Source organism: Runella sp. R5_40 (genome assembly GCF_057652295.1).
Genome location: NZ_JBYFCH010000017.1, coordinates 43,080 through 67,193, shown reverse-complemented (window position 1 = coordinate 67,193; position 24,114 = coordinate 43,080). Strand labels below are relative to the sequence as shown.

20 protein-coding genes are annotated in these 24,114 nt (G+C 44.0%); 15 read left to right on the top strand and 5 right to left on the bottom strand.

Translation table 11 applies throughout. The annotated features are described in order from the left end of the window. Positions 1-142: 142 nt before the first annotated feature. From AC23N5_RS22855 to AC23N5_RS22810, 10 genes are all read left to right on the top strand, one after another. A complete protein-coding gene (locus AC23N5_RS22855) occupies positions 143-2,071 on the top strand; it encodes a BamA/TamA family outer membrane protein (protein WP_487757398.1) in 1,929 nt (642 codons plus the stop codon). Between the two features lie 159 nt (positions 2,072-2,230). Further along, entirely contained in the window at positions 2,231-2,722 is a 492-nt protein-coding gene (locus AC23N5_RS22850; RefSeq protein ID WP_183976592.1) for a MarR family winged helix-turn-helix transcriptional regulator, read from the top strand. Positions 2,723-2,871: 149 nt separating this feature from the next. Next, entirely contained in the window at positions 2,872-3,486 is a 615-nt protein-coding gene (locus AC23N5_RS22845) for a YceI family protein (protein ID WP_183976594.1), read from the top strand. 130 nt (positions 3,487-3,616) lie between these two features. Then, positions 3,617-4,756, top strand: a complete 1,140-nt coding sequence (locus tag AC23N5_RS22840) for a hypothetical protein (RefSeq protein ID WP_487757397.1) — start codon at positions 3,617-3,619, stop codon at positions 4,754-4,756. A 98-nt stretch (positions 4,757-4,854) separates the two neighbouring features. Continuing rightward, positions 4,855-5,763, top strand: a complete 909-nt coding sequence (locus AC23N5_RS22835; RefSeq protein ID WP_487757396.1) for a DUF72 domain-containing protein — start codon at positions 4,855-4,857, stop codon at positions 5,761-5,763. Between the two features lie 133 nt (positions 5,764-5,896). Further along, on the top strand, positions 5,897-6,397 hold the full coding sequence (locus AC23N5_RS22830) for a QcrA and Rieske domain-containing protein (RefSeq protein ID WP_229601397.1): 501 nt from the start codon (positions 5,897-5,899) through the stop codon (positions 6,395-6,397). 56 nt (positions 6,398-6,453) lie between these two features. Further along, positions 6,454-7,356 carry a DUF5777 family beta-barrel protein gene (locus AC23N5_RS22825; protein WP_183976601.1) on the top strand — a complete coding sequence of 301 codons (903 nt, stop codon included), beginning with the start codon at positions 6,454-6,456 and terminating at the stop codon, positions 7,354-7,356. 35 nt (positions 7,357-7,391) lie between these two features. Next, a complete protein-coding gene (locus AC23N5_RS22820; protein ID WP_487757395.1) occupies positions 7,392-7,949 on the top strand; it encodes a YceI family protein in 558 nt (185 codons plus the stop codon). 99 nt (positions 7,950-8,048) lie between these two features. Further along, a complete protein-coding gene (locus tag AC23N5_RS22815; RefSeq protein WP_183976605.1) occupies positions 8,049-8,744 on the top strand; it encodes a 3-keto-disaccharide hydrolase in 696 nt (231 codons plus the stop codon). Positions 8,745-9,008: 264 nt separating this feature from the next. Further along, a complete protein-coding gene (locus tag AC23N5_RS22810) occupies positions 9,009-9,758 on the top strand; it encodes a DeoR/GlpR family DNA-binding transcription regulator (protein ID WP_183976607.1) in 750 nt (249 codons plus the stop codon). Positions 9,759-9,782: 24 nt separating this feature from the next. Here the strand turns inward: AC23N5_RS22810 and AC23N5_RS22805 are convergent, their stop codons facing one another. Continuing rightward, the gene (locus AC23N5_RS22805) at positions 9,783-11,075 is read right to left on the bottom strand and encodes a hemolysin family protein (RefSeq protein WP_183976609.1); all 1,293 of its coding nucleotides are present in this window, start codon (positions 11,073-11,075) and stop codon (positions 9,783-9,785) included. 101 nt (positions 11,076-11,176) lie between these two features. On the opposite strand from AC23N5_RS22805, the gene AC23N5_RS22800 reads away from it, so the two are divergent. Both AC23N5_RS22800 and AC23N5_RS22795 read left to right on the top strand, forming a co-directional pair. Further along, entirely contained in the window at positions 11,177-11,866 is a 690-nt protein-coding gene (locus AC23N5_RS22800; RefSeq protein ID WP_183976611.1) for an NUDIX hydrolase, read from the top strand. Between the two features lie 5 nt (positions 11,867-11,871). Next, on the top strand, positions 11,872-14,520 hold the full coding sequence (locus AC23N5_RS22795) for a carboxypeptidase-like regulatory domain-containing protein (protein ID WP_487757394.1): 2,649 nt from the start codon (positions 11,872-11,874) through the stop codon (positions 14,518-14,520). A gap of 2 nt (positions 14,521-14,522) precedes the next feature. Here the strand turns inward: AC23N5_RS22795 and AC23N5_RS22790 are convergent, their stop codons facing one another. From AC23N5_RS22790 to AC23N5_RS22775, 4 genes are all read right to left on the bottom strand, one after another. Then, positions 14,523-15,905: an alpha/beta fold hydrolase gene (locus AC23N5_RS22790; RefSeq protein WP_487757393.1), complete on the bottom strand. Its 1,383-nt coding sequence runs from the start codon at positions 15,903-15,905 to the stop codon at positions 14,523-14,525. 88 nt (positions 15,906-15,993) lie between these two features. After that, on the bottom strand, positions 15,994-16,761 hold the full coding sequence (locus tag AC23N5_RS22785) for an MBL fold metallo-hydrolase (protein ID WP_487757392.1): 768 nt from the start codon (positions 16,759-16,761) through the stop codon (positions 15,994-15,996). Positions 16,762-16,819: 58 nt separating this feature from the next. After that, positions 16,820-17,200, bottom strand: a complete 381-nt coding sequence (locus AC23N5_RS22780) for a response regulator (protein WP_028526095.1) — start codon at positions 17,198-17,200, stop codon at positions 16,820-16,822. Between the two features lie 226 nt (positions 17,201-17,426). Next, positions 17,427-20,762 carry a TonB-dependent receptor gene (locus tag AC23N5_RS22775; protein ID WP_183976619.1) on the bottom strand — a complete coding sequence of 1,112 codons (3,336 nt, stop codon included), beginning with the start codon at positions 20,760-20,762 and terminating at the stop codon, positions 17,427-17,429. 307 nt (positions 20,763-21,069) lie between these two features. Between AC23N5_RS22775 and selD the strand changes: the two genes are divergently transcribed. Genes selD through AC23N5_RS22760 form a run of 3 tightly spaced genes read left to right on the top strand, consistent with a single transcriptional unit; the run spans position 21,070 to position 24,114 of the window. Continuing rightward, on the top strand, positions 21,070-22,134 hold the full coding sequence (gene selD / locus AC23N5_RS22770; RefSeq protein ID WP_487757391.1) for a selenide, water dikinase SelD: 1,065 nt from the start codon (positions 21,070-21,072) through the stop codon (positions 22,132-22,134). A 26-nt stretch (positions 22,135-22,160) separates the two neighbouring features. Continuing rightward, the gene (gene rsmI / locus AC23N5_RS22765; RefSeq protein ID WP_487757390.1) at positions 22,161-22,835 is read left to right on the top strand and encodes a 16S rRNA (cytidine(1402)-2'-O)-methyltransferase; all 675 of its coding nucleotides are present in this window, start codon (positions 22,161-22,163) and stop codon (positions 22,833-22,835) included. Then, a complete protein-coding gene (locus tag AC23N5_RS22760; RefSeq protein ID WP_487757389.1) occupies positions 22,804-24,114 on the top strand; it encodes a lipoprotein N-acyltransferase Lnb domain-containing protein in 1,311 nt (436 codons plus the stop codon). The genes rsmI and AC23N5_RS22760 overlap by 32 nt, the downstream gene beginning before the upstream one ends.

The window sequence follows — 24,114 nt, the reverse complement described above, 5'->3', positions numbered from 1 at the left end:
CAACTTTCAGAAGTTTACTGCAAAGCTGTTTCTAAAAATTCGCAGAAGAGTAATGATTTTGACTAAGTTTCTTTAATTTTCAACTGAATTTACTCGTATGTAGTACTACGAATCGCAAGTGGTGGTAAGGGAAATGGCTTTTATGATAAAAAATGGACTTTTGTGGGTGGTATTTGTGCTGATGACGGCATCGTCGCTGGCGCAGAAGCCCGCTATTGAACGTCCTGACCCCCGAAAAACGACAAAAGTCAAAGATACAATGCGCGTTTCTCTGCCCATTGATAGCCTTTTTAAAGCGAAACTAGATGCCCCCACCGCCAAAGATACCGCCTTTGGAAAAACGGCTAAAAAGGTGATTCCCAAGACGTTTTATAGTGTATTGTTTCGAGATATTGATCGGCACATCGACTCGGGACAAGTGGCCCAAATGGAACAAAACCCGCATTTGCCGTTTGCGGGTCGTTGGATTCGCGAAATCCATATCCATAGTTTAGATGTTTTTGGTTACAGTGTGCATGATACCTTACAAGTACCAGGAAATTGGACTGAACGAACAGGAAATAAATTGCACCGAAGTACCCGCGAACGAACCATTTTAAGAAATTATCTTTTTTTTGAGGAAGGCGACGTTATTGACCCCGAAAAAATGCGCGACAACGAGCGTTATTTGCGCCAACAGGGGATTTTTCACGACGCACGCATTGTCATTGTACCCTTTCGCAATGCCAAAGATGCCGTCGATGTCCACGTTTATACCCAAGATTTGTGGTCGCTGCTGCCCGATGGGTCAGCTTCAAATTTTGATAATTTTACGATTGGCATAGAACAACGAAATTTTCGCGGCCTGGGGCAGTCGTTCAAAAATACGGTTTCGTACAACGGCCGCGACGAACGACAGCGTTTGGAATATGCTGGGCGCTATTTTATTCCTTCTTTTGGCAAAACGTTTGTGGCAGGGGAGGGGATACTCAACGTGCAGCGCGACCAAAAACAACTTTCTTTTAAAGCCTATCGTCCTTTCCTAACCCCCCAAATGAAATATGCGGGAGCCATCGAATTGGGATACTACAACCGTCGGTTGTTTGAATTTACCCTCGATTCCCTGACTGGGCGCTCCGTTAGGAATTATTTTTGGTCGCAATACGTATTGTTTGATGCGTGGATGGGGCGCTCTTTTCGTATATTTTTTGGTGATGATAAACTGCGTGAACGGGCTCGGTTTGTGGTGGCTTTGCGGCATACTCGCCAATCTTTTTATAATCGTGACCGCAGCGTGACCGATAGTACCAACCAACTTTTCCAAAACACCCGCCCCACTTTGTTGAGCATTGGGTATTCTAATCGCCGATACCAGCGCGATTTGCTTATCTATGGTTTTGGCCGAACTGAAGACGTACCCGTGGGAGATTTGGTGTCGTTTGTTTATGGCAGCGACCCTGCCGAATTGGGCGACCGAAAGTACATAGGTTTAAAATATTCAAGGGCGCGTTACATTAAAATTGGGTACATATATAACCTTACCAACATCGGCACTTACATAAAAGATGGCGCTACCGAGCAAGGGGTTTTTAGCACCGAAAACAATTACTTTACTCCATTGCATCGCTTTGGAGGAGAATGGTACGCGCGGCATTTTATCAACCTCAAATTTGCTTGGGGGTTCAATCGGTTTGCCAATGAATATTTTAACATAAGTGGCAACGAAGGCATTAGGGGTATTTCCAGCGACGAGCTGCGCGGTACCCGAAAATTGGTCATTGGTGCGGAGACGGTTTTCTTTAGCCCTCTCAATTTTTTGGGTTTTAGGGTTGCGCCTTTTACTTTTGCCGATTTGGGATGGACTGCCTTTAGTGGACAATACCTCTTCCGAAACAAACCTTTTGCTGGCTATGGACTTGGGTTTAGGTTCCGAAACGAAAACCTGACGTTTACAACTTTTCAGGTTCGACTGAGTATTTATTCGGGAATCCCAGACATTGGGCAGCCATTTCGGGCCAATTTCGACGGAGTCCCACCGTTAAGATTTAGGGATTTCGATATTTCGGCTCCTGAAATCGTCCAGTTTAAGTAAAAAGAAAATAATTGTTGAAATTTTGTTAATTATCTAATTGGATGATTATCAAAGAGATAAATTTTTATTTTCAGTTTTTTCTAAAAAAATAAATTAAATGTATTGACATATAATGTAAATACATCATATATTTGCAACGTCAAATATGACACACGTACCATGTCTATCGAAACTGACATCAAACAAACAAAGTTTAAAAACCCGTATCAGCGAGTCGCAATTAACTTGCTTTATACAACAAACTGGTTATCAAATAGTCAGGCTTGTCTATTGAAGCCCTACGATTTGACTCCTCAGCAATACAACGTATTACGCATATTGCGAGGTCAACATCCGAAGCCAGTACGAGTAAATGACATCATTGAGCGGATGCTCGACAAAATGTCGAACGCGTCTCGCTTGGTGGATAAACTACTGGCAAAAGGCTATGTTCGTCGTACAGAATGCCCCAGCGACCGCCGAGCGGTAGATGTAGTAGTTACTGACGAAGGACTAAAGATTTTGTTGGAACTGGACAACATGCAACAAGAATGGGAAAACCAGTTGAAGCGGTTGACCGAAGAAGAAGCGAGCACACTAAGCGACTTGCTTGACCGCCTCCGAGGGTCATGCGCTGCTGAAGAAGGCCAGTGCCCATCTGTCGAAGAATAGGTTGATGCGAACTAATTTTGCACATTTAACTGTTGTAAAATCAAAACCTATTAATTCGATAAACCTAGTTTATAATTAGTACATTTTTAACGTTTAAAACTTTCAAAATTCACAATAAACACTAATTTTTTTAACTACAATTAAGTACAATGAAAACAATGAAAATGATTGCAAGTGTGTTGGTAGCTGGTTTGTTGGCCGTTAGCGGTGCTTCTGCTACTGAAAAAAATAGCTCGAAAAAAGCAGTTGCTTACAAAGTAGATGCGTCGAAAAGTGTGGTAAAATGGCACGCGAAAAAAGTAACTGGTGAGCACTACGGAACAGTAGCATTGGCAAATGGTTCGTTGAACGTGGACGGCGCTAAAGTAACTGGCGGTTCTTTTGAAATTGACTTGACAACCATCAAATGTGATGACTTGACAGATGCAGGTTACAACGCGAAATTGGTGGGTCACTTAAAATCAGATGATTTCTTCTCGGTAGAAAAGCATCCAAAAGCAAAATTCGTCATCAAGAAAGTGGACGGAACTGGTGCTAACATCAACATCACGGGCGATTTGACAATCAAAGGAATTACTCAAAGCGTAACTTTCCCTGCGACAGTGAAAGCAGATGCGAAAGGCGTAAGTGCTAACGCAAAAATCACGCTTGACCGTACAAAGTGGGATATTCGTTATGGCTCAAAAACATTCTTTGCTAACATCGGTGACAAAGCGATTTATGATGATTTCGCTATCGACTTGACATTGGCTGCTGCAAAGTAACTTGACCTATTTTGAGAAATCAGAAAGCCTCTCCTGAGTTTTGGGAGAGGTTTTTATTTTTTCAGGGGAATGTAATTTTTGAACCTACCCATCGTTTTTTCAATAATGCGATTCCTGACTGCGACCACTTATGAAACGCCTAATCTGCCTATTAACAGCTCTTTCAAGTTATTCGTTTGCCCAATCTCCTGCGGCAACCCCAAAAACTGACACTTCGGAGGATGATGCCTTCGTTTGTCATTATTTTGGATTCAAACAACTCCAATCGCCCAAAGACATTTGTAACTACCTGAGCTTTCGCTCCAACCAACATGCCGAAGCGGTCGTGGACCGAATCTTAAAGCAAGTGGGCTTGTTGCGAAACTTTATCGTGGTCGAGTGTCCCAACACCGAAAACTGCTTTGCGACGGTGGTGGACGGCCAGCGCTACATCGTTTATGACGGTGCGTTTATGAAGCGCGTTGAAAACGTAACCCACACCGACTGGTCGGCCATCAGTATTGTAGCGCACGAAATTGGGCACCATTTACAAGGCCACACCATTGATGGAAAAGGGGCGCGTCCGCAAAAAGAACTCGAAGCCGACCGTTTTTCAGGTTTTGTCATGCAGCGCCTTGGGGCTTCCTTAGAAGAGTCGCTGGTGGCCATCAAAACCTTGGGTGACGACAAAGCCACATATTCTCATCCCGCCAAAACATACCGCATTGACGCCATTCGGCAAGGTTGGATGGATGCGGCAGGGCTAACAACGACCGCCACACCGTCGAAATCAGAAGCACCCCTAACGGCCAAAAATCAAAGTAAAATTCCCGTAACTGTCGCCTCTACGAACACAGGTTCGTTTCCTGCTTCCGACGATGACGAGGAGGATGAAGAAGACGACAAGGTAGGGTGTACTGCGGGAAATTGTGAAAATGGGTACGGTATTTATGTACACGAAAGCGGCGAGCGATACGAAGGAGATTTTCGGATGGGGCGACGCCACGGCATTGGAGTTCAATACTATCCCGACGGAAAAATGAAGTACAAAGGTGATTTTCAGGCCGACCAACGTGCGGGCTACGGCGCTTATTATTTCCCCAATGGTGATAAGTACGTCGGAATTTTTCAAAATAATTTACCCAATGGAAAGGGAACGTACTATTACGTGGATGGTGATCGATTTGTGGGTATCTTTGCCAACGGAAAACGCAACGGACAAGGCGCATTTTATCACCGTAATGGACGCAAAGAAGTTGGAGTCTATACCAACGACGAGCGAGTGAAATAGAAATAGCCTGTTTTATCAAACATAATAAACATCATTTTGTTGTAAATTGGCGAGCCGCTGTAAAAAGCGGCTTTTGGTTTTTTAAAGCGAATACCTACATGGATTTTGGAAAATTAACGGATATTTCGGGGGTTAATTTTGCGCTACCCACTGACCCAGTTTTCAATCAGAGTGTGTTAAAAGGAACTGCCATTGCGGGAGAAAAGCAAGTATTTGTTGGGCCACCCATTTGGGCCAATAAAGAATGGGTGGGGAAAATTTATCCCACCACAGCCAAAGAAAAAGATTTCCTTTACCATTATAGTCGTCAGTTCAATACGATTGAATTAAACGTAACGCACTACCAAATTCCGTCGGAGTCCACCATTCAGCGGTGGAAAGAGTCAGTACCTGCTCATTTTAAGTTTTGCCCCAAATGGCCCCAAGAAATAAGCCACGACCGCCAATTGCGCGGTTGTGAACCTTTAAGCGACGCATTTACCAAGTCGGTGTTGGGCTTAGAGGCTAATCTTGGTATGACTTTTCTTCAACTAGGGCCGTATTTTGACGCGCGCCAATCCAAGGTGTTAATGGCTTTTTTGAAACAACTCCCCCCTAAATTTCCCATAGCGGTCGAATTTCGTCACCCCGATTGGTTTGCGCAACCAATGATTTGGCAAGAAACCTTGCAGATGCTGCACGAGCTAGGCGTGGGCACAGTCATGTCGGATGTGGCAGGCCGCCGCGATGTGGTTCACATGGGCCTGTCAAATTCAACGCTTACGCTCCGCTTTGTGGGAAATGAACTTCACCCGACCGACTACAGCAGGGTGGACGAATGGGTACAGCGTTTAAAAAATTGGTTTGAAACGGGGTTGTCAACCGCCTACATTTTTGTTCACTGTGGTGAAAATCTTCATGCTCCCGAGCTGTCGAGCTATTGGATTGAGCAAATAAATAAACACTGCCACTTTGCACTCTTAGCTCCTCGTATTCAGCCTAAAGTAATCCAAGGCTCGTTGTTTTAATTGCTTCTCTTTTGCTACAAGGCATAAAAAAAAGTGCCGTTCACGCAACCATATCGGTTGGAGACTCGTAAATACGTTCAAAAGGAGTTTTTAACCAACAATCCATCTTTCTTTCAACATGAAAAATCAAACCATGAAACGAGGACAATTTTTGCGCAATTTGGGGCTTAGTAGCAGTGCGTTAATGGCATTTTACTGCATGGGAACAACCCTGACGGCTTGCTCAAGCGGGAGTGTTGACCCAGATACTTCTGGAACAGGCTCAAACACAGGGACAAATACAGGCACTACTGGACTGACAGGCAATGCGGATTTGAGCAAAGGAGCGATTAGTTTTACCCTTGATTTAACGTCAAGCACCTACTCAACTTTAAAAACGGATGGACGCTTTGTGGTGGTCGGTAGTGTGATTGTGGCCAATGCCAAAGGCACCATCGTTGCCCTTTCAAAAACGTGTACCCACGAAGGTACAACCATTGATTACCGCTCGGCTCAAAATGATTTTTATTGTAGCAATCATGGTTCAGAATTTAGCACAACAGGTGCTGTAGAAGTGGGACCGGCTACCAAAGCCTTGACAGTATATAAAGCTCAACTAAGTGCCAATGGCAATACGCTCACAGTAAGTGCCTAATTTCCGAAGTTCCTCAATTAATAAAAAGCTTGTAACACATTTGATATTCCCAGATTATGAAAGTAGTTGCTAAAATAGCCCTATTGTGGCTAGTGATAGGTATGGTCAAGGCAAATGCCCAAGATGACTTGACAAAATTGCTGGAGCAAGAAACTCCCAAAACAACCGACTATACCTCTGCGACCTTCAAAGGGACACGGATTATCAATGGGCATTCGGTTGAAACAGTGAAGAAAAATCACCTTGATTTTTTGATTCACCACCGTTTTGACCGCCTCAATTCGGGTGCCTATAATTTGTTTGGACTTGATTATTCTACTGTCCGTTTGGGGTTTGAATACGGCCTGACCGACAACATCATGATTGGAGTTGGGCGTAGCAGTGTCCAAAAAACCTACGATTTCTTTGGGAAAGCCAAGTTGTTACGGCAGGCAAGTGGAACAAAAAATATCCCCGTGTCTATCACAGGTTTGGTTAGCGCAGTCATCGAAACCCAAGATAAGACGCTTTCTACCCAAGACAAAACCTCGTACTGTACGCAATTGTTGATTGCAAGGAAATTTAACGATAAGCTGTCGCTGCAATTGAACCCAACGCTATTGTACCGCAATCGAGTGGCTACGGCTGCGCAAGAACGCGCGTTGTTTGCCCTTGGTTTTGGGGGACGAATGAAAGTCAGTAAGCGCGTCTCGTTGAATGCCGAATACTATTGGGCTTTCCGCGATCAAGATATTATCAATGACCTTGGCGATAAGTACAATAACTCGTTGGCAATTGGCTTTGACATCGAAACGGGCGGGCACGTTTTCCAGCTCCACTTTACCAATTCATCAGGCATGGTCGAAAAACAGTTTATTGGTGATACGGCGGGGAGTTGGGGCAAAGGCGATATTCGCTACGGATTCAATGTGTCGCGTACGTTTAGCTTCGACAAGAGAGCTAAAAGCATGATGAAATAAAAGCATACAATCATCTCAAACCTATTTGAATGGCTATGAAAACACGCATCAAACTTTTCTTGGGCTGCCTGCTATTTGTGGGTTCGCTGCAAGCACAGGGGATATATCTGACCAATAAGGGAGAAACCACTTTCTTCTCAGAAACCCCCGTCGAGGACATTTCGGCAGTGAATAAGAACAGTGTAAGTATCATCAACACCGCAACGGGAGACGTAGCCGTGCAAATGGTGATGAAGCAGTTTGATTTTCCCAATAAGTTGATGCAGGAGCATTTCAACGAAAACTACATGGATTCGGACAAGTATCCCAAAGCCGTTTTTAAAGGAAAGTTGGTAGAAAAAATTGATTACACTAAAAACGGTACGTACGACGTCTCTGCCACGGGTGATTTAACGATTCATGGAGTGACAAAACCCCGCACCCTCAAGGGAAAACTCACTGTGGCTGAGGGAACAATCTCTCTTAATTCTGAGTTTGACGTTGCCTTGGTTGACCACAATATAGAGGTGCCACAGATGGTTTTTGTGAAAATCGCGCAGGTAATTAAAGTGAAATGTAAGTACAGTATGGCGCCACAAGCTGCTAAAAAATAAAGTAAAATAAGTATAGGTGTCGCACAGATTCCTTTTGATGAGTGGTCTTAACCAAGACTACTCATTTTTTGTTTCTCTTAATTTATCACTTTTAGTATCATGACAAAATTCAAATTCACACTCGTTTTTGCAGCAGCAGCGCTTATTTTGACCTGCGGATTTGTGCAAAAAAAAGGAAAATGGCAAAAGCTTTTCAATGGTAAAGATTTCAGCGGTTGGCACAACTTTAATAAGCAAGGGCAGCCCGTGTCGGATAAATGGAAGGTAGAAGATGGTGCAATGACCCTTACTGCCAGAGGCGGTGGTGATTTAGTAACTGACCAGGAGTTCGAAAATTTTGAGTTGGAAATGGAGTGGAAAATCGCCGAAAAAGGCAATAGCGGCGTGATGTGGGGCGTAGTAGAAGACAAAAAATATTGTTGCCCTTACAGCACAGGGCCAGAAATGCAAGTATTGGATGATGCCAAACACCCAGATTCATTTGCGGGTAAAAATGGTAACCACAAAGCAGGTTCATTGTATGACATGATTCCACCCGCAGACCTGACGGCCGTGAAGCCCGCAGGAGAGTGGAACAAGGCTAAAATGGTTATTTCAAACGGACAAGGAACATTTTGGTTGAACGGCAAGCAAATGGTGACATTCCCAACCAAAGGAGAAGGATGGGATGCCTTGGTTGCCAATAGTAAATTTAAGACTTGGGAAGGATTTGGAAAATTTGCAAAAGGCAAGATTGCGTTGCAAGACCACGGCGACAAAGTGTGGTACCGCAATGTCCGTATTCGTGAACTGTAGATAAAAACACAAACCCAGCTGAAACAGCTGGGTCTGACGTTCCTATCCACATCATTTTAAAACAGATTCTTGTAAAACCTCGCAGCTACACAAACCCCTAAGGTAGCGCGAGGTTTTTTTCATCATAGGTCAAGTTGTGATTGAATCAACACTGCAAAAATATGCAAACTTTTTGTTTTAATGCAACTTTTTTTTGCATTTTTTTGCAAAGAATTTTCAATACTTTGCAAATGATACTTGGATACCTGTCAGACACGTTAACCTATGATTAAAGAAGAACGCCAACGGCTCATTATTGAGAAGCTCAATCGTGACCAAAAAATCAATTTGTTGGAGTTGAGCCAATTGCTGAATGTCTCCTACGATAGCATTCGTCGCGATGTCATTGAGCTAGAAGACAAGGGGCTTTTAAAGAAAGTCCACGGAGGTGCGGTGGCCAATTCGTATTTATCGTTTAAAAATACGCACAATTACAGCGCCGACCAGCAAGAAGTAGTGATGCTGACCCGAAAAGCTCAAAAGCTTTTTTACAATCACCAGACAATACTCATGGATGGCGGGACAACCAATTTTCATATTGCGGAGCAGTTTCCTAAAAATCTGGAAATGACAGTGATTACGAATAGCTTACCCTTGGCCGCGGTATTGAACGAGCACCCCAAAATCGAGACCATTTTACTGGGAGGCACTTACCATAAACGCTATCAAATCACGATTGGAAATCAAGTAATGAAGCAACTTGAGCATATTCGGGTGGATTTGTACTTGATGGGTTTTAATGGGCTAGATCCCGAAGTGGGCGTTACGCTACGCCATTATGAAGAGTCGGTCTTAAAACAGAAAATGGCGCAAGCAGCCAAAAAAGTAGCTATTTGCGCCATTACTGAAAAGCTGCATACGGTAGAAACCTATAAGGTATGCGACTTACAAGATATTGATATTTTGATAACAAGTTTAAAGCCTTCTGACGTCACTTTAAATGCGTTTCGACAGCAAGGTATTGAACTCATCTAAAAACATTGCAAAAGTTTGCAGTTGTTAAAGAATACCTTCGTCAGGGGTACGTTGTACAAGAATTTTGTCAATACGACTTTTATCCATGTCGATGATTTCAAAGCGATATTCCTGCCAAGTAAAATGTTCGCCAGTGGCAGGAATATCCTTGATAATGTGCAAGGCAAATCCGCCGAGGGTATTAAACCCAGTCAGTTCTTTGTTGTCTTCGACCACAATATCAAAGTGGTCGAGGAAATCTTCCCAAGGAAGCTGTGCATCCACCAAAAAGCTTCCGTCTTCGCGCTCAACGATGTCGTAGTTAAATTCATTCGTTTCTGACAAATCTCCCACCAGAACGTCCATAATGTCGTTGAGGGTGGCAATGCCTTGCATGGCGCCGTATTCATCGACGATGATGCCAAAGTGCACGCGTCGCTCCTTAAATTTTTCTAAAGCTTGGTACGCTTTTATATTTTCGGGAATGTATAAAGTTTCTCTCGCCAACGTCTCCAACCGTCGAAGCTGACCGTCGAGGTCTTCGCCGAGCAAGTCTTTGACATAAATTAAACCAACAATATTGTCGATTCCGTCATTACAAAGGGGATATACCGAATGTTTGGATTCTAAGATTTTTGCCCTATTCACGTCGGGTTCATCGGCGGCATCTAGCCAAGTCACTTCTTGGCGATTGGTCATCAATGAAACAATTTTGCGATCGCCGAGGTGAAATACGTTTTCAACAATCTCTTGCTCGATTTCATCAATGGCACCTCCCGTGGTTCCTTCTTGGATAATTGTTTTAATTTCTTCCTCCGTGATGGCTTGGTTTTGTGGCTTAATGCGCAGCAATTTCATAATCAAATCGCTCGATTTGGCCAACAACCAAATAAACGGGGCCGTAAGGGTCGAAAGCCAATTCATTGGCGTTGCCATAAACTTGGCAATAGCTTCGGGGTTGGCCATCCCGATTCGTTTAGGAACAAGTTCCCCAAGTACCAACGAGAGATAAGTGACAAAAAGAACAACACCCCCAACGGCAATGCTGTGGGCGTAGGGTTTAAGCAACTCAAACTGTTCGATGTACGTTTGAAAATCAGTTGTAATACGTTCGCCACTGAATACCCCGTTGAGGATACCAATGAGCGTGATACCAATCTGTACTGTGGATAAGAAGCGATTGGGAGAGTTGGCAAGTTCAAGCGCGTGCTGGGCTTGACGGTCACCGTTGCGGGCCGCGGTTTCCAATTTCGACTTTCGCGATGAGACAAGCGCGATTTCCGACATGGAGAAAATTCCGTTAATGAGAACGAGTAGAACGATTACAAGTAGTTCCACGAAGGGGGGATGGTTGGTACAATTGCAAAATTATCAAAACTATTTGCTATCCAAAACAATCGCATTTGCTAATTTTGTCAAGTTTTACTTTCCATAGCAGAATGATTATTTTTATCAAAGACCGACCTATCCGAATTTTAAGCGAAAAGGCTGCCCAAAAGCTTCCCGATAGAAGCACTTTTGACAAGGTAGTGGATGCTAACCTAGAGATGTTGAAAGTGGCTAGTTTGCGCGGCCATTTGCTGATTTTAAACGCCACTCCCATCACGGTTGAAAAGTTGTTTCATTTTTTGAACAACTTCGATTTGCCTGATTTACAGTCGGTTTATTTGGTGCCAAAAGATAAAGAGGCCGTTGAAAAGCGCCTCAAAAAGATGTTTACGGTAGTAAAAGCTGCGGGTGGGGTAGTGACCAAAGGCGAGCAGTTTTTGATGATGTTTCGGCGTGGTTGCTGGGATTTGCCCAAAGGAAAATTGGACGAGGACGAAAAGTCCAAAAAAGCCGCTTTGCGTGAGGTAGAAGAAGAAACAGGCGTGAAAGCCGAATTGGTTGAAAAAATTTGTACCACGTGGCATACCTACAGCCAAAATAATCAAAAATACCTCAAACGAACAAAGTGGTACTTGATGCGCAACGTCAATGATAAAAAAATGGCGCCGCAACACGAGGAAGGAATTGAGCAGATTGTATGGATGACCGAAGCGGAAGCGCGGCAAGCCCTTGTCAACTCTTTCAGCTCAATTCGCTATGTGGTGGATTGCTTTCTGGGCCAAGAAGTGGACATGGATTAAAAACGATGTATCCTAAAACGCTACTTATCGCTGTTCTCTTGCTCGTGGTGCTGCCATCGGCTTGGGTGTGGGGGCAGCGTATTTCGGGGACGGTAAGCGCGGCAACGACGGGCGAAAAATTGCCTTTTGTGAGCGTATTTTTGAACAATACCTCTATTGCGTCCGAGACAAACTTGGAGGGGTTCTATTTGCTAAAAAATATTCCTGTCGGCACCTACAGTCTCGTCGTTCGTCAAGTCGGGTTCAAACCTTTTACCCAAAGAATTGTCGTTGAAAACAACACGGAGTTAAAACTAGATGTCAGGTTGCTGACAGATGAAAAATTGCTGGAAGAGGTAAAAGTATCTCAGAAAAAAGACAAAGTTTGGGAGCAACAATTTGAGCAATTTGAAAAGCAGTTTTTGGGTGACAAATTAGCTAAAAACCAGTGCCGTATCGTCAATCCGTGGGTACTGGAGTTTAGCGAAGAAAAAAACGTACTCACTGCCAAAGCCAAAGACATACTCGAAATCAACAACCAATGGCTAGGGTATCAGATACGTTATTCGTTGAATGAATTTCGCTACGATGGTGCCCAAGTATTTTTTAGTGGTTTGGCCGAATTTACGTCGTTATATACCAATGAGGCTTCTCAAAAGGCAGATTGGGAACAGCATAGAGCAGAAGCTTACCGTGGTTCGGATGTTCACTTTTTTAAATCATTACAAGGTAAAACTTCTGCCCAAGAAGGCTTTGAGTTTTTTGTCGATAAACCAGGCGAAGACCCAACCAAACGAACGCCTTTCTTTCACCAAAATCAAGTAAAAAAACTATCAAAAATACAGCTCGATAGTGCCGTGAAAGCGGTGAAAAACTTTTACAGTTTGGCCTTGCCTGCGCGCATCGAGGTGCATTACAATGGGAAAGAAGGCGTGTTTTCGATTTACAAAGACAAAGCTTGTCAAGTGGCTTGGATTGAGACCAATGGTCAGCCTTTATTGTTTAACAGTCAGGGCATTATCTTGAATCCACAAGCGTGTTCGGTTTCTGGATATTTGGCCGAAAACCGTGTTTCTACGCTCTTGCCGCTGGATTATACGCCTCCTATAAACGCTACATACAATCCGCCAAAATCTCATATTAGTCTAAGTGAAGCGGCTTATTTTACGACAGACAAGCCTTACTATTTTACCAATGACGTCGTACAAGTAAGCGGTCAAATGCGCTATTCGGTCGAAGAGGGAGCGGATACACTGAGCCAATTGGTGTATGTCGAATTGGTGCAACTTGCGACTAAAAAGGTGCTTGTACAACAGCGATTATCGCTGGAAAATCGCCACTTTACTGCCCAGTTTTTACTACAGGATTCTTTGATTACACCTGATACGTACCTGCTCCGCGCTTATACCAAATGGGGGAAACATCAGTCGGATAGTACTTATTCCTACCGCTGGATTCCCGTGCTGAAAAATGAGGAAATGGCGGTGTACTTGCCCACTGTATCCACGGATTCGATGTCGATAAAAGTGGAGGAGTTGCATGATTCCTTGGTTGTTTCATTACCCTCTGAGGGCTTTTCTTGGGGTACAATGACCGTTCTTAGGGGGAATGTTGGGGCAAGGCATCCACTCACGAGCCTCAATGAGCTGGTTGCTTGGCGTAATGGCCCTATTGAACGAGGAATGGTGGTTTCGGGAAAAGTACCAAATTATCGCCCCAATAAACATGAGTCGGTCTTGATGGTATTGCCCAGTGCCAATTTGAGCTTTTTTGCTTCTATCAACTCCAAAGGCCATTTTCAGTTTACAAATTTACCGTTGGAAGGGAAACAACCTGTACTATTGCAAGTAACCAATGCCAAAGGCAAGCCCGCACTTGAAGCCACCCTTAGCGTCGATTCGTTGGTTTCGCCCAAGTGGTTGCCCGTACTTTCCTCAAACCAGTGGAAAATCGCGCCGATGTATTACGATGGGTTAATCAAAGGCATTACCGTGCAGTTGAATGAAGTGCAAGTAAAGGCAAAAATACCTCCCAAACCCATTACTTCAATGTATAAAGAGGCCGATTACGTACTTCAGGGAAAAGATTTATATGAAAATGCGGTTGGAATGAATATTCTATCCGCGATTCAGGGCCGAGTGCCAGGGCTACGAATTGTAGAATTTCCTGAGGACAACGGACTGACCAAATTGGTCATTACGATGCGAATGGGGGCATCGGCGGGAGGTTTTGTGCGAACAAAACTACCTCAACCGCTGGTACTGGTAGATGGGGTCGGATTTGATAACATTAACCTTATTTCTCAAATACCCGCTTCTCAAGTAGAACGGGTGGAAGTGGTCAACCGAGCTGAGTCCTTGTTGGGGCTTAGGGGCTATGTAGGGGTTATTTCCATTATTACTAAGCACGCGGGTACAGGACTTGGAGAAGTAAGCACCAACGAACCCAAAGGATTTCAAAAGTTTATGGTCGATGGGGTGTCTCCGAAATTGACACCAAAGTTGGGTCAGTTGGTCGCGTATTGGAACCCCTCCGTTTTTCCTTCATCGTCGGCAATAACGACCATTAAAGTCCCTAAGCCACCAAAAAATGGGCTGTACAGCATTTATTTTGAAGGGCTCACCTACGGTGGTAAACCAGTGGTGGCCAGCGTGAGCTACACCGTTCGTCAGTAGGTTTACTGCTGCTGCATCCAGTTGACGGTCATTTCGATAATGGCAGCGTTGAAATTGTGGGAAGCAAAATCTTTGTATTTCCCCTTTTGTTGGAGCTGTTTGTATTCCGTAAATGAATTTACCCTTGCCATAAAGTGGTCGGCATTTCTCAGTAATTTGTAAGTACCTTTGTTAGGCAACGACTCATTCACGATTTGGGCAATCTGCTGCGCTGCTTCTGGACTAATCGCTTGGCTGTCGAATTCTCCGTGGATGGCCAAGGTAGGTACATTCGCTTGTGCCCACGTTTGTAGAAGGTTGACGCGGTTTAAATCGGCAAAGTATCCCGCCGAACGTCCCCAAAATGTCCCTCTCCGATAGCCAAGCGGATTTTCTTTGGAAGTAAGTATGGCTTCAAAATCGGGGACACTGAGCAAATCGGTAGCACTACGGCCTTGTACTAGCCATTCGTACAAGAGTGGCGTCATCATGCGGGCATTGACATCAGAAGGTAAAAGCGATTCTTTATAGAGCAGGGGTTGCTTGCGAAACACATCAAGCATGTGCTCAAACCAAGGTTTTACTACCGTGCCATACACCATCACACCACGTGGTTTGAGACGCGCTTTAAGAGTAACAATAGGTACAGCTGTTCCACCGATTGAATGTCCAAAAATAAAAACCTTTGAGCTGTCAACAAAGGGAAGTTTTTGGGTAAAACGAAACGCATTCTGAAAAGCGGCGAGTTCTTCTTGGTAATCCAGTCTTGCACAGTCTTTGGTGCCAGCACTTTCGCCCACACCAGGCTTTTCGACCCGCACCACGGCATAGCCTGCTTTCACCCAGCCATCAACCAATTGTTTGGTAGGAGAGAGGCTATCTTTTGAAAAATCAATGGAACCACAATCAAAATCTTGGATATAAAATACGGCAGGAACTTTGTTGGTGCTGGAGGGGCGGTGCACGATGGTGCGCAAATACCCACGTTGGTACGGAACTTCGTCGTAAAACACTTCGCCTGCGGAGTTTTCGCGGGGGGCAGGTTTGACGATGCCCACGGCACGCGTTTTGCGGTTTTTACGGAGATAGGTAATGGAAATAGGGTCGTTTTCTTTGAGCTGTTGTTCGAGGTTGTGGAAGTCAAAAAGATAGAGCGAGTCTGTTTCGTTGATGGATACCAAAATGTCGTCTGGACGGATACCCAACTGTGCGGCTGTTGATTCTGGATGAACGCTTTTTACCCAAATACAATGGGCTTCCTCTATTTTGAGGGCATTGAGGAGAGAATCTGGTGCTTCGACGTAGTCAATTCCTAATGATCCTTTGCGGTGAAGGTGTTGGGCCTGAGCGGTTGATACAAAGGCAATCAACAAGATGAAAATTCCGTGGCTGAGTTTTGCGTACATCTGAATCTAAGATAAAAGTAAAGCAGGAGACACTGCAATTTGGTGCAAAATTTACGCCAAAAATTTTGATAGAAAAAATCACTAAAAATTAGTCTTCGAGCTTAATTTTTAGCCCATCGAATCCCAACCTAATGTGAGCGGGTAGTTCTTTTTCTACTTCGGCATGGCGGTCCATTTTATGACTCAGATGGGTAAAATAGGTCACTTTGGGCTTCAAAATTGACACAACATCAATGGCCTGTTGCAAATTAAAATGCGAAATGTGCGTTTCGCGCTGCAAGGCTCCTAAAATCAGAACATCAAGGTTTTGAAGTTTCGCCAGTTCTGCTTCGGGAATATGATTAACGTCGGTTAGATAGGCAAAATTGCCAATGCGGAAGCCAAAAACGGGCAAGCGATGGTGAAGCACGTCGATGGGGGTAAACGTAACGCCCAAGACGTCGAAGGGGGTATTGGTAATTTCGTGGAGCTGAAGTCGCGGAATACCAGGGTAGCGGTAGTCGGCAAATACGTATTCAAACTCGCGTTTTAGCTGTTCTAAGACCTGCAAACGCCCATAGACGGGCATGTCTTTGTTTTGAAGAAAATTAAAGGCACGGACATCGTCTAAGCCCGCGGTATGGTCTTTGTGCTGGTGCGTAAAAATGACGGCATCCAGTTGGGTGATATCTTCACGCAGCATTTGCTGACGGAAGTCGGGGCCTGTGTCGATGACAAAACACTTGCCTTGTGTTTCGACATAGATAGACACCCGTAGGCGTTTGTCGCGGTAGTCCAACGACCGACAAACGTCACAACGACAACCAATCAATGGAATTCCCGAAGATGTCCCTGTCCCAAGGAGCGTAATGACCATTCGTTATAAAATAGTGAGGATGCGCAAAAGCATTTTTACGCATCCCCATCGTTCGTTATTATTCTGCGGCAGTCAGTTCATTTACAATTTCAACGAGGCGGTCAAAATTGAGCGGTTTTACGAGTACATCGTTGAATCCTGCGGTAGTAAAATCTTCTTCAGAGTAGTTTTTAGCATTTCCAGTAATAGCTACCACTGGAAGTTGAGCTTTAGCTTTGTTGGCTAGTCCCCGAATTGCCTTTACACATTCCATACCATCCATGATAGGCATGTTAATGTCGAGCAAAATGATCTCAAAATCTTCTTTATCCAAAATTTGTAGCACTTGCTCGCCATTTTTGACGGCGGTAATTTCAAAGTTTTGGAACTCCAAAATTTTCTTTGCTAGGTTTTGGATTACAGAACTGTCTTCGGCAATAAGTACGCGCTTTTGCGACATGGTAATAGGAAGTTTTTGGTGGTTTAAAGCTTTGCTTGGCAAACGTTCAAAGAAATGAGACACTAAGTAAGCCGAAAAATTTTAAACTGAAAAATGTAAAATGTAAAAGTTAGCGCTTTTCTTAATCAACACAATTTTACCTACACCTTTTAAAGGGCGAGGGGAGGGGTAAAAACAAAAAATCCCGCACCTAAGTGCGGGATTTTTTGGTATGAGAGTCAACCGATTAGTTGAAGATATAGCGGATACCGAATTGGCCTTGCCATACGTTATTGACGTTGATACTCTTTACAAAAGCATCTTTCAACAAGATTGTTTCGCTGTTTACAACTTGCGTTGCCATACGATAAACAGGAACACCTTGTGCGCTTACGCTTGCCATTGTCAATGGGTTTGTACCAGTAGTTGTGTAAGCTACACCCCATTTGTTGTTAAGCAAGTTACCTGCGTTAAGAAGGTCGAAACGGAAACGAAGGATGTTTTTCTTGCCTTTTGAACCGACAGAGATGTTGAAATCTTGTTCAACTGTGAAGTCGAAACGAGTCAACCAAGGTACAGCAGCACCGTTACGTTCTGCATATTGACCACGACGAGTACTCAAGTAAGGGTGGTTGGTGATGTATTCGTCAAAAGCAGCGGCTTGTTGTTCTGGCGTAAATGTTTTACCACCTGAAGTAAGCGATGTGAAAGTCAAATCAGAACCTTTGTTAGGAACGAAGATAAGGTCGTTGTTCTGACCGTCACCGTTGATATCGCTACCAGAAATATAAGATACTTTGAAACCACTGTTTGATACCATACCCAACGTGAACATGGTAGAACCACCTAATTTGCCACCGTAGTTGATACGGTAGTTCAAATAACCTACGATACGGTGACGAAGGTCGTTGTCAGACCATGATGGCGTCAAGTAGTTTTGACCAGCTACCGTTGGAATGTTAGCCAATACCGTACTTGCTACTGACTGAATGTCTTTGGCTACTGCATAGGTGTAACCCAACATACCACTGAATCCTTGCGTTGCTGTTTTTTCCAACTTACCTGTCAATGAGTAAGAATATCCTTCTTTCGTATTCGTCAAAATGAAGGCGTTGGTGTTAGCAGCGTTGATAAAACGAGCTGGGTTCACTGCTGCACCTGACAAACCTGATGCAGGGAAACGACCGCGGGTATCTGGGCCAGTAAATGTTGTGCTTGAGCCTTTCAAGTTGGCGTCGATGTAGCGAAGAGCTTGTACGTTTTTGTTGTAAATACCTTCTACTGTAGCAATCAAACCGAAAGGAAGTTTTTGGTCAATCGCCAAGTTGGTTTTCCAGATTACTGGGTTTTTCAAACCATCTACCGAAGCGTTGATTACGTATGCAGGTAATTTGGTAATGTCAGTCGTAGCAGGTCTGTAACGGCTAGGGTCAGTTGTGAAAGGATAAGCCGTAGTGTTAGTGAAGTTAAGAACGGCAGTGTTTACCCCGTTGTTACCCAATTGGTTAGATACCAATACTTGTGGAATACGAGATACAAAAATACCTGTTCCTCCGCGTACCTGTGTGGTTCTGTCTCCTTTTACATCGTAGTTAAATCCAAGACGTGGAGAAACCAACAATTTGTTGCTTGGGAAAGCGCCTGTGCTTACTTTAAGGTCTTTACCATTTTCGTCTTTGTAGGTCAAACCTGCCACAACTGGGTTGTTAAAATCTTTGGCCAAGTCATCGTTGTAGTCAAACAAATCGAAACGAACACCACCAGTCAATTTGAATTTGTCACTTACTTGGAATTCATCTTGGAGATAAGCAGCATACGTTGATTGCTTCAATGTTTGCAATGGCTCAGCTCCGTCTGGCAAGAGTGAATAGCGGTAGTTGAAACGTGCTACTGGTACTGGTGAAGTGGCCAAGTTTGGATTGGCTTTGTAGGCCAACGCTGCCGTTTTGAAATCTGCGATTGAGTTAAATACCCATACCCCGTTTGATGCAGGGAAGAACACGTTGTTTGATGTGAAGTGTTCGTACGAAAGACCTAAAGTGATGGTGTGCTTCCCAGCGAAGTAGCTCAAGTTGTTGGTAAAGTTCAACGTTGAGTAGTTCAACTTGTTGTTAGGCGTAAATGGATCAAAACCTGTTGAAGTATAAGTACTACCGTCTTTTAAGATGTCAATCGTTGGGAAAATATCATTTTTATACTGACGATCTTCGATTTGCTTGTTGTAGGTAGCGATGAAGTTGTTGGCAAATTTACCACCAAAGTTAGAGTTCAATTCGGCTACAAACGAACGAGTGTTATCAGCGATTAAGTAACCCGTATTTTCTGGTGAAAGTGCCAAGTTTGAGTTAGTACGGTTACCGTTACCTGCGGTGTTACTACTGTTACTGTTACTGATGATTGAACCCGACTGTGAGTTGTGGTGTGAATAGCGAACCGACAATTTGTGGTTGTTATTGATGTTGTAATCAAGACGAACAAGGCCTTTTTTACTTGTTACATCGTTGTTGAAGTTATCAATCGCACCTGACTCGTAGTTGAAGTTGGTCTTCATGAAGTTCGCAATGTCATTCAAATCATCTGCTGTCACGCGTGATACGTTACCTGTAGCACCTGAGCGGTTAGCTACCCAGTTGAGAGCAGGCGTAGAACTTACGAAGTTCTCAAAGTTGGCAAAGATAAAAAGTTTGTCTTTGATGATAGGCGCACCAATACGGAAACCAAAAGTCTTTTCGTTAAGGTTTACCGTTGGAAGCGACTGTCCGTCTGCTTTTTTACCAACTAGGCTGCTACCTCTTGTCAAATAGTAGGCAGAACCTGTTACTTCGTTTGTTCCAGAGCGAGTTACGGCGTTGATACCCGCACCTGCAAATCCTGACTGACGAACGTCGAAAGGAGCGATGTTGATTTGAACTTGCTCAATCGCGTCCAAAGAAACGGCGGTTGTTCCTGTACGGCCACCAGCTTGTGAAGAAGAACCCAAACCGAACCCGTTGTTGAACACCGAACCGTCGATGGTAAAGTTGTTCAAACGGCTATCTTGACCACCAAATGAGCGGCCGTTGCTGTAAGCATTGTATTTTGTAATATCATCGATGGTACGACCGATGGTTGGCAAGCTGTTAACGGCATTCAAACCCAACGTAGTGGCAGCACCCGTACGTCCCGATGAGAAGATGTCCGAACGACCACTTGTTACTACTACTTCTTGAAGTTCTTTTCCGTCTTCAACCAAGCTGAAGTTTGCATCGGCAGCGGCTCCTAAGTTGGCGTAGATATCGTCTTTAGATTGCTCTTTGAAACCGACAAATGTGACAACAACTTTATAAGGACCACCTACACGAACCGAAGGAAGAACAAAACGTCCTTTGTCGTTGGTAACAGTTCCGTATTTAGAACCAGATGGTGTGTGGATAGCCACGACAGTAGCACCAGGCAACTCAGAGCCTTTCGTGTCTTTGACAACACCTCTGATTGAAGAGGCCGTCACCTGTGCGTTGGCGGAAGATAAACCCATAAAAACAGCGGCAATGACTGCGAAAAGTCCAATTACTGCTTTGCTCTTTCGTAGAAGTTGAAAGTTCATACAATTTGGGAAGTTGGTTAGAATTATGATTTGGTTTTTAATTGCTGATAAGCAATGAAATGCGGTGCAAAGAAACAAGAAAATTGATTGACAAACAAAAGCCAATTCTTAATAAAATACCAAGTTAACATTGGGAACTGCTTGATTTATTGGAATAAACCAATTTTTTATCACAAAATTTCAAAAAAAGTAGGTTAAAAAATTGTTACCTTCAACTTATTTCTAAACCTATTTGGTTGAACATACAACAGTGTCACGTAAAAAATGTTTACTTGCACTTCTTTTAGACCGAAGATTTGAATCACTGATGACAACTGACTTAAAATCGTACAAGTTGACCCAATACAGCCACGGAGCGGGCTGTGGCTGTAAAATATCCCCTAAAGTGCTGGATGTAATTTTAAGTCAACAGTCCACAGTTGGCAGTCCACAGCTTACCAACGACAAGGCTCAATCGCTCCTTGTCGGAAATGACTCTCGGGATGACGCTGCCGTGATGGATTTAGGAAATGGGGAAGCGATTATTAGTACCACCGATTTTTTTATGCCCATCGTTGATGACGCCTTTGATTTTGGTCGAATTGCTTCGGCCAATGCCATTTCGGATGTCTATGCCATGGGTGGAATGCCGCTTTTGGCCATTGCTATTTTGGGTTGGCCCATTGATAAACTCCCGCCTGAAGTGGCGGCGCAGGTAATAGAAGGAAGTCGGTCGATTTGTGCGGAAGCAGGTATTCCGTTGGCTGGCGGGCATAGTATCGATAGCCCTGAGCCCATTTTTGGTTTGGCCGTGACGGGTAAAGTCGCCATTCCCAACCTCAAAAAGAACGATACCGCCACTGAGGGCTGCTTGTTGTATTTGACCAAAAAACTTGGCGTGGGTATTCTGACAACGGCGCAGAAAAAAGGGATTCTCAAGGACGAACACGCCGATACTGCACCTCAGCAAATGATGAAACTCAACCAAATCGGGGCAGTATTGGGTACGTTGCCCTACGTGACCGCCTTGACCGATGTAACGGGTTTTGGGTTGCTAGGGCATTTAATTGAAATGGCCGAAGGAAGTGGGCTGAGTGCTGAAATTGATTTTGAAAAAGTACCCAAATTGCCTTTTATAGAAGATTATTTGGCCCAAAAGTCGTTTCCAGGTGGGACAGTTAGGAATTGGGATAGCTACGGTCATAAAATAGGGGAGGTGTCAGAATTGCAAAAGTTCATTTTGGCAGATCCTCAAACCAGTGGTGGATTGCTCATTGCCGTAGAACCAGATGCCCAAGAGGAATTTGAGGCATTGATGGAAGTACGTGGCTTTGAACTACAAACCTTTGGAAAACTGGTAGAAAAACGTGAAAAAGTTGTTTATGTGAAATAATTGAATTTAGTATTTGATCTTTATTTATGGTAAGTCCGAAATTATATCTTGTACCTACGCCCATTGGCAACCTAGAAGACATTACCCTACGCGCCATTAATGTCCTCAAAAGCGTGGATGTGGTATTGGCAGAAGACACCCGTACATCTGGAAATCTGCTCAAACACCTCGGGATTTCAAAACCCATGCAGAGCTACCATATTCATAACGAACACCAAACTGTTCAAAAAATCATCGCTCGAATCTTGAAAGGAGAAAGCATGGCCTTGGTGTCGGATGCGGGAACGCCTGCGGTATCAGATCCAGGGTTTTTGTTGGTACGCGAATGCCTCAAAAACGGCATTGAAATTGAGTGTCTCCCTGGCCCGACGGCTTTTGTACCTGCCTTGGTCAATTCGGGACTGCCTTCTGACCGATTTACGTTTGAGGGTTTTTTACCCCACAAAAAAGGCCGACAAACGCGCTTGACCGAACTCAAAGAAGAAGAACGAACGATGATTTTCTACGAATCACCGCATCGCCTTTTGAAATCGTTGGAACAATTTGCGGAGTATTTTGGGGGCGACCGTCAGGCGTCGGTTTCTAGAGAATTGACAAAAATGTTTGAAGAAACCGTTCGAGGAACATTAACCGAAATTATTGCTTACTTTACCGAAAAAACAATCAAAGGTGAAATCGTTATTGTCGTATCAGGGAAATAGGAGTTTCCAGTTTCCTGTTTCCAGTTTGGGGTTTGCTGTTTCGGAGTTATTATTTCTGTCATACCGACGAAGGAGGTATCTAACTCCATCCGTTTTCTCACTGTTCGCTGTTTGCTGTCTGCTGACCGCTTCAACCCTCTCCGCTCAAACCCTTACCAAAGACGCCAAAATCAGCTTGGTGACCATTGCTCCTGGAAACAGCGTATTCGAAGGAAGTGGTTTTGGACACAGTTCCTTGTGGGTTTCGGACCCAGCCAATGGTATCAACAAAAATTACAATTACGGTACCTTCACTTTTCAAACGGGTAACTTTTTACTGAAGTTTGTGCAAGGGACGTTGCCGTACACCATTTCGGTGATTCCGATGGAATACGTAGTGCCGCATTACGAAGCCGAGCGACGGGACATGACCGAACAAGTGCTGAACCTTTCGCAAATGCAAAAACAGCGTCTGTACGACTTTCTCGAAAATAATGCCTTACCCCAAAACCGTGAATACCAATACCGTTTCTTTTTTGACAACTGTTCTACTCGTTTGCGTGATGCACTCACGGCGGCTTGTGGCGATAGTTTGGTGTATTATAACAAGCCTATCGAAGGAGAGGCCAAAAGTTTTCGGGAATGGATGAACGACTATTTGGTGGAAAAACCTTGGGAGCGATTTTTGATGAATTTGGCCTTAGGACTTCCTTCGGATGATGTCGCTACGCCGATGCAAGAAATGTACTTGCCGTACAATTTGATGCACCATTTTGACAAAGCCAAAGTCGGAGGTAAGCCGCTCGTAAGTGCAACGCAGCCTTTGGTAGTGACCAACTTCTCGCACATGGCACAACGGTCGCAACCGTGGTATCTTAGTCCGCTGTTTTTGTTGATTTTGTTGGTGTTAGGTACCATTTGGCATACCCGCCGACAACAACAACAGGTAAAAATCGGCTATACCTTTGATAAAATACTCTTCACGATTGTTGGACTCATGGGATGGGTTTTGTTTGGACTAGCCACCGCCACCAACCACGGTGTCACGGCTTGGAATCCGCACATTCTCTGGATGTTACCGCTTCATTTGCCTTTGGCTTTTTTCTTTGCTAGCGTTCAACAAGGGGGCTGGGTGCTAAAATACCTACAAATTACTTTTGGGCTGGTGGGGCTTTATTTACTCATTGTAGCAGTGGGAAGCGTCATCAAAGGCTCATTTGTTGGGATGCCTGTAGAGGCATGGTTACTCATTTTCTGCCTTGTGCATCGGTTGTTCTTTTTACTTAAAACAAAGCGTTAA

Excerpts from the sequence above, each read along its gene's own strand:
- AC23N5_RS22855 (WP_487757398.1), top strand. The coding sequence starts at position 143 with ATGATAAAAAATGGACTTTTGTGGGTGGTATTTGTGCTGATGACGGCA.
- AC23N5_RS22850 (WP_183976592.1), top strand. The coding sequence starts at position 2,231 with ATGTCTATCGAAACTGACATCAAACAAACAAAGTTTAAAAACCCGTAT.
- AC23N5_RS22845 (WP_183976594.1), top strand. The coding sequence starts at position 2,872 with ATGAAAACAATGAAAATGATTGCAAGTGTGTTGGTAGCTGGTTTGTTG.
- AC23N5_RS22840 (WP_487757397.1), top strand. The coding sequence starts at position 3,617 with ATGAAACGCCTAATCTGCCTATTAACAGCTCTTTCAAGTTATTCGTTT.
- AC23N5_RS22835 (WP_487757396.1), top strand. The coding sequence starts at position 4,855 with ATGGATTTTGGAAAATTAACGGATATTTCGGGGGTTAATTTTGCGCTA.
- AC23N5_RS22830 (WP_229601397.1), top strand. The coding sequence starts at position 5,897 with ATGAAACGAGGACAATTTTTGCGCAATTTGGGGCTTAGTAGCAGTGCG.
- AC23N5_RS22825 (WP_183976601.1), top strand. The coding sequence starts at position 6,454 with ATGAAAGTAGTTGCTAAAATAGCCCTATTGTGGCTAGTGATAGGTATG.
- AC23N5_RS22820 (WP_487757395.1), top strand. The coding sequence starts at position 7,392 with ATGAAAACACGCATCAAACTTTTCTTGGGCTGCCTGCTATTTGTGGGT.
- AC23N5_RS22815 (WP_183976605.1), top strand. The coding sequence starts at position 8,049 with ATGACAAAATTCAAATTCACACTCGTTTTTGCAGCAGCAGCGCTTATT.
- AC23N5_RS22810 (WP_183976607.1), top strand. The coding sequence starts at position 9,009 with ATGATTAAAGAAGAACGCCAACGGCTCATTATTGAGAAGCTCAATCGT.
- AC23N5_RS22800 (WP_183976611.1), top strand. The coding sequence starts at position 11,177 with ATGATTATTTTTATCAAAGACCGACCTATCCGAATTTTAAGCGAAAAG.
- AC23N5_RS22795 (WP_487757394.1), top strand. The coding sequence starts at position 11,872 with ATGTATCCTAAAACGCTACTTATCGCTGTTCTCTTGCTCGTGGTGCTG.
- AC23N5_RS22790 (WP_487757393.1), bottom strand. The coding sequence starts at position 15,905 with ATGTACGCAAAACTCAGCCACGGAATTTTCATCTTGTTGATTGCCTTT.
- AC23N5_RS22785 (WP_487757392.1), bottom strand. The coding sequence starts at position 16,761 with ATGGTCATTACGCTCCTTGGGACAGGGACATCTTCGGGAATTCCATTG.
- AC23N5_RS22780 (WP_028526095.1), bottom strand. The coding sequence starts at position 17,200 with ATGTCGCAAAAGCGCGTACTTATTGCCGAAGACAGTTCTGTAATCCAA.
- AC23N5_RS22775 (WP_183976619.1), bottom strand. The coding sequence starts at position 20,762 with ATGAACTTTCAACTTCTACGAAAGAGCAAAGCAGTAATTGGACTTTTC.
- selD (WP_487757391.1), top strand. The coding sequence starts at position 21,070 with ATGACAACTGACTTAAAATCGTACAAGTTGACCCAATACAGCCACGGA.
- rsmI (WP_487757390.1), top strand. The coding sequence starts at position 22,161 with ATGGTAAGTCCGAAATTATATCTTGTACCTACGCCCATTGGCAACCTA.